The 4,655-nt window shown below is 29.2% G+C and carries 5 protein-coding genes and 1 pseudogene; 4 read left to right on the top strand and 2 right to left on the bottom strand.

Annotation, left to right across the window (positions count from 1 at the left end):
- Positions 1-259 (top strand): annotated as a pseudogene (locus tag ACRC28_RS05355) (histidinol-phosphatase); the annotation flags it as partial.
- A gap of 113 nt (positions 260-372) precedes the next feature.
- Here the strand turns inward: ACRC28_RS05355 and ACRC28_RS05350 are convergent.
- Both ACRC28_RS05350 and ACRC28_RS05345 read right to left on the bottom strand, forming a co-directional pair.
- On the bottom strand, positions 373-1,080 hold the full coding sequence (locus tag ACRC28_RS05350) for an SH3 domain-containing protein (RefSeq protein WP_438542418.1): 708 nt from the start codon (positions 1,078-1,080) through the stop codon (positions 373-375).
- 124 nt (positions 1,081-1,204) lie between these two features.
- Positions 1,205-1,657 carry a hypothetical protein gene (locus ACRC28_RS05345; protein WP_438542417.1) on the bottom strand — a complete coding sequence of 151 codons (453 nt, stop codon included), beginning with the start codon at positions 1,655-1,657 and terminating at the stop codon, positions 1,205-1,207.
- 343 nt (positions 1,658-2,000) lie between these two features.
- On the opposite strand from ACRC28_RS05345, the gene ACRC28_RS05340 reads away from it, so the two are divergent.
- The 3 genes from ACRC28_RS05340 to ACRC28_RS05330 all read left to right on the top strand — a co-directional run.
- Positions 2,001-4,073: a molybdopterin oxidoreductase family protein gene (locus ACRC28_RS05340; RefSeq protein WP_438542416.1), complete on the top strand. Its 2,073-nt coding sequence runs from the start codon at positions 2,001-2,003 to the stop codon at positions 4,071-4,073.
- A gap of 14 nt (positions 4,074-4,087) precedes the next feature.
- A complete protein-coding gene (locus tag ACRC28_RS05335) occupies positions 4,088-4,501 on the top strand; it encodes a 4Fe-4S dicluster domain-containing protein (RefSeq protein ID WP_438542415.1) in 414 nt (137 codons plus the stop codon).
- The coding region (locus ACRC28_RS05330; RefSeq protein WP_438542419.1) for an FAD-dependent oxidoreductase at positions 4,501-4,655 on the top strand (155 nt) is incomplete at its 3' end. The genes ACRC28_RS05335 and ACRC28_RS05330, both read left to right, overlap by 1 nt.

Below are 4,655 nucleotides of genomic sequence, written 5' to 3'. Positions count from 1 at the left end.
ATTAAAGACTGCTGAAAAACTAGAAATGCCATTAGAAATAAATATAAATGGATTAAAAAAAGGAAAAATGAAAACTTCACGTGGAGAAAGATATATGTATCCAATGCAAGAATTTTGGGAATTATCAAAAGAGTATGATGTACAAAGACTTATAGGAATAGATGCCCATAGTCCAAAAGATTTAGAAGACTTAGAAAAAGGAAAGAAATTTGCAAAAGAATTAGATTTAGATTGGATTGAAAAGCTTGATTTTAATTAAAAATTTAAAATTAAGAATGTAGAATTAGGGGATTTGCAAGCAAATCAAAAGGAGGTAGCCAAGCTACTTCCTTTTTTAGTGTTTTGCAGTTTTTATTTATAGAATTTTGAATTCTAATTTAAATCAACATATCTATCATAAACATAACCTGTTTCACCATCAACGCTTACATGGTAGTAAGCTCTGTCTTTTCCAAGAATGGAAACAGTAGTCCCATTTTCTAAATGCTCAACTTCACCAGTGTGACTTCCAGGAGAACTATGTAAGATAACTTCTTTTGTATGACTGTCAAAATGAATAGTACCAGTTTCACCAGTTTCTTTAGGTTGTGGTGAGGCATGATGTACTGGTTCATCATTTGATGTTGCATAAGATTCATTTAAAGAACTATCTTTAGACTGAGTAGTATCTGATGTATCTGATTTAATTACATGTGTTGTAGAAGTAGTGGCAGATGAATTATCATTTGGTGCAACTGACTTAACTACAGATTTTGTAGAAGTATCTTTTGATACAGTATCTTTTGATGTAACTGAATTAGTTGTAGACTCTGAAGAGTTTTGTGGTTTAACAGGTGTTTTTGGTATTTGCTTGTGTATTGCCTGTGTTGTAGAAGCTGTATTTGCAACAGAATTCATTTCAGGATTACTAGATGAACCAAAAATTGCTGATATGAATATAAAGAATGCAAAGAATGTAATAATTCCTATTAAAATTGATGAAATTTTTCTAAATGGTTTTTTCTTAATTAATATAATTAGTCCTATAGGCCAAAGAAAAATTAATAATAGAATAGATAAGATTTTGTTTTTTGTAGACATATAAAGTCCCCCTTTATTTAATTATTACCGAAGGTAATAATATCATTTTCAAAAAGAGAAAATGTTAACTAGAAGTTAAATTAAAGTGAAAAGAGGGACATATTTTTGTATAAAAAGATAAAAACTAATTAATACCAAATTTTATTTTCATTTTATTGAATAAAAGTCCATTTCTGATAAATAAGATTCCACCTATAAATAATGCAATGGCTATTCCTATATAAAAGCTTCCTAAGTAATTTAGGTTTATTATATTTAGGTATCTTAAGCCTATGCTTAATGAAATCATTATTATCATTATGATATAGCTTTTTACATCAAAGAATGAAAATGGACAATGCTTTTCTAAAGAGCTTGTCATTATTCTTTTTGCATGTTTTATTGTTAGATTTTTAAATATGAAGAAGTAAAAAATAGCTAAAGTTATAAGTATTATTACCCCATCAATTATATAATCTATAGTAGTAGCGTCTAGAATGCTTTCTTTACCAATTAAAAAAACTCTTATAGCAGCAAAAAGCCAAACTAAACCACCAAGGAAAAGAACAACTGGTTTTTTAACACTAAAATATTTCATAAAAATCACCTCTCTTCATTATATTATAAATTTAAATAAAGTGGAAATAATAAATAAAAAATATTATAAAAGAAAGAGTATTAGTTAGAGGAGCTGAAAGTGTATTCATAAAATGAAAATGGGGTAAATGCTATAATTAGAGTGAAAGAAAAGATATTTAAATAAATTATGGAAAATAGAAAAAGAAAATTATAAATAATTAATAAAAAAATAAAATTTAGTTAAACATAATGATATAAGTGTGATGAAAATCACAGTTAAATTTTATGGAATTAGATATCGTATTATTATAGAGATAGATAAAAATTTATCAAAGATTTATTAAATGAAAGTAGGTATTCGTATGAAGAAAGTACAGTCAACTTGTAATTACTGCTCGATTGCATGTAATTTAGATTTTTACGTAGAGGATGAAAAGATAGTTAAAATAATTCCAACTAAAGGACATCCAATAAATAAAGGATTTAGTTGTATAAAAGGATTAAGCTTAGATAAGCAAAATACTATGTTTAAACCAAATGGTCCTAAAGTAAAAAATAAAGATGGTGTTTTAGAAAATGTTTCTTGGGATACTGCTTTCAATGAAACAGCTAAAAGAATAAAGGAAGTTCAAGAGAAGTATGGAAAAGAAAGCTTTGCATTTATAAGTACAGGGCAACTTGATACTACTGAAATGGCATTAATAGGACATATAGGAAGAACATATTTAGGTGGAAATGGAGATGGAAATACAAGACTTTGTATGGCAACTTCTGTTGTAGCACATAAGCAAAGCTTTGGATTTGATGCACCACCATATGCACTAAAAGATTTAGAACTTTCAGATACAATCTTTTTAATAGGAGCAAACCCAGTAGTTGCACATCCTATTATATGGGGAAAAATTAAGGATAATAAAGATGCTAAGGTTATAGTTATAGATCCAAGAAAATCAGAAACAGCTAAAAATGCAGACATTTGGGTTGATATAAAACCAAAGGCAGATTTAACACTTTTATATACAATAGCGAACACATTAATAGAGAAAGATTACATAGATAAAGAATTTATAGAAAACCATGTTGATGGCTTTGAAGATTTTAAAGCATTTGTACAGGACTTTACATTAGATAATGTTTTTGAAAAGACTGGAATAAGTAAAGAAAGAGTTTTAGAACTTGTAGATTTAATTCATAATGGAAAGAGAGTTTCTTTCTGGTGGACTATGGGAGTAAACCAAAGTTATCAAGCAGTTAGAACAGCACAAGGAATAATAAACCTAGCTCTTATAACAGGAAATATTGGAAAGCCTGGAACTGGTGCAAACTCAATTACAGGTCAATGTAATGCAATGGGTTCAAGATTATTTAGTAATACAACAGGTCTTTATGCAGGTGGAGATTATGGAAATGAAGCTGAGCGTGAAAAGGTAGCTAAAGCTTTGAAAATTGATAAAGATATGCTTCCAACAAAGCCAACAATTCCATACAACATGATAATTGAAAAAGCAATTCAAGGGGAAATAAAAGCTCTTTGGATAGTTGCAACAAATCCACTTCATTCATGGACTAACAATGAAACATTTAGAAAGGCTATAGAAAACTTAGACCTTTTAATAGTTCAAGATATATATGATGATACAGATACAGCAGTATATGCAGACGTAATGTTACCAGTTACATCAACACTTAAAAAAGAAGGATTCTTAATAAATACTGAAAGAAGACTTACAGGACTTAGTCCAGTATTAAAGAAAACTGAAAATGAAAAAGATGATTATGATGTTTTCTTAGGAGTAGGAAGAGCACTTGGAATGACTAGTGAATTAGATGTATGGGAAACTAAAGAAAGTGCATTTAATATGTTAAGAGCTTGTACAAAAGGTTTACCATGTGATTTTACAGGAGTAAATTATAATGATTTAATGGAGTCTAATGGAATCCAATGGCCACTTAAAGAAGGTGAAACTTTAGAGTCAGACGAAAGAAGACTTTATGAAGATAAAAAATTCTATCATCCAAATGGAAAAGCTAAGCTTTTATTTGAAGATATAGCTATAAATCCAGTAGGTGTAAATGAAGAGTACCCATATGCATTTAATACTGGAAGAGGAACTGTAGGACAGTGGCATACACAAACTAGAACAAGAGAGATAGCATTTACAAATCATGTTGTTGAAAGTGAAGCATATGTTTATGTAAATAATAATGATGCAAGTAAGCTTGGAATAAAAACTAATGATTATATAAATGTTAAATCAGTAAATGGAAATACTTCTAAATTCTTAGCTAAAGTAACTAAGGATGTTAAAGAAGGAGAATTATATGCACCTATGCATTATATAGAAACTAACAACTTAACTCCATCAGTATATGATACTTATTCAAAAGAGCCATCATATAAAACATGTGCAGTTAAAATAGAAACTATAAAGTAGATTGGGGAAAGCTTATGAAAAGAATTAAAATAGATAGAAATAAATGTATTGGTTGTTTAACTTGTACTTCAGCTTGTATAGTATCTCATGATACTGAAGAAACTAGAAGTAGAGTTGTTATAGACAGTGAAGGAAAATATGCACCAATATTCTGTAGACACTGTGAAAAGCCAGAATGTGTATTTACTTGCATGACAGGAGCTATGCATAAGGATAAAGAAACAGGATATGTTCAATATGATAAAGATAGATGTGCTAGTTGTTATATGTGTATAATGGCTTGTCCGTATGGCGTATTAAAAGCTGACGATAGAACTAAAAAAGAAATTATGAAGTGTGATATGTGTGTTTCATGTGAAGAAAAGACACCTCAATGTGTAGCTAAATGTCCAATGGCAGCAATAACACTTGGGGAGGTTGAAGATTAATGAGATATGTAGTAATAGGAGCATCAGCAGCAGGAATTAGTGGTGCAAAAACTTTAAGAGAATTAGATAAAGATGCAGAAATAGTTTTAATTTCAAAGGATGAATATGTGTATTCAAGATGTATTCTTCACCACTATATTGAAGGAATAAGAAA

This window comes from Clostridium sp. (assembly GCF_051650885.1).
GTDB lineage: Bacteria > Bacillota > Clostridia > Clostridiales > Clostridiaceae > Clostridium.
Note: the sequence above shows the minus strand (reverse complement) of the source record. Positions and strands in the feature narration are given on the sequence as shown.

What these genes read in the sequence shown, in the direction of transcription:
- ACRC28_RS05345 (WP_438542417.1), bottom strand. Translation starts at nt 1,657, where the DNA reads ATGAAATATTTTAGTGTTAAAAAACCAGTTGTTCTTTTCCTTGGTGGT.
- ACRC28_RS05335 (WP_438542415.1), top strand. Translation starts at nt 4,088, where the DNA reads ATGAAAAGAATTAAAATAGATAGAAATAAATGTATTGGTTGTTTAACT.
- ACRC28_RS05350 (WP_438542418.1), bottom strand. Translation starts at nt 1,080, where the DNA reads ATGTCTACAAAAAACAAAATCTTATCTATTCTATTATTAATTTTTCTT.
- ACRC28_RS05340 (WP_438542416.1), top strand. Translation starts at nt 2,001, where the DNA reads ATGAAGAAAGTACAGTCAACTTGTAATTACTGCTCGATTGCATGTAAT.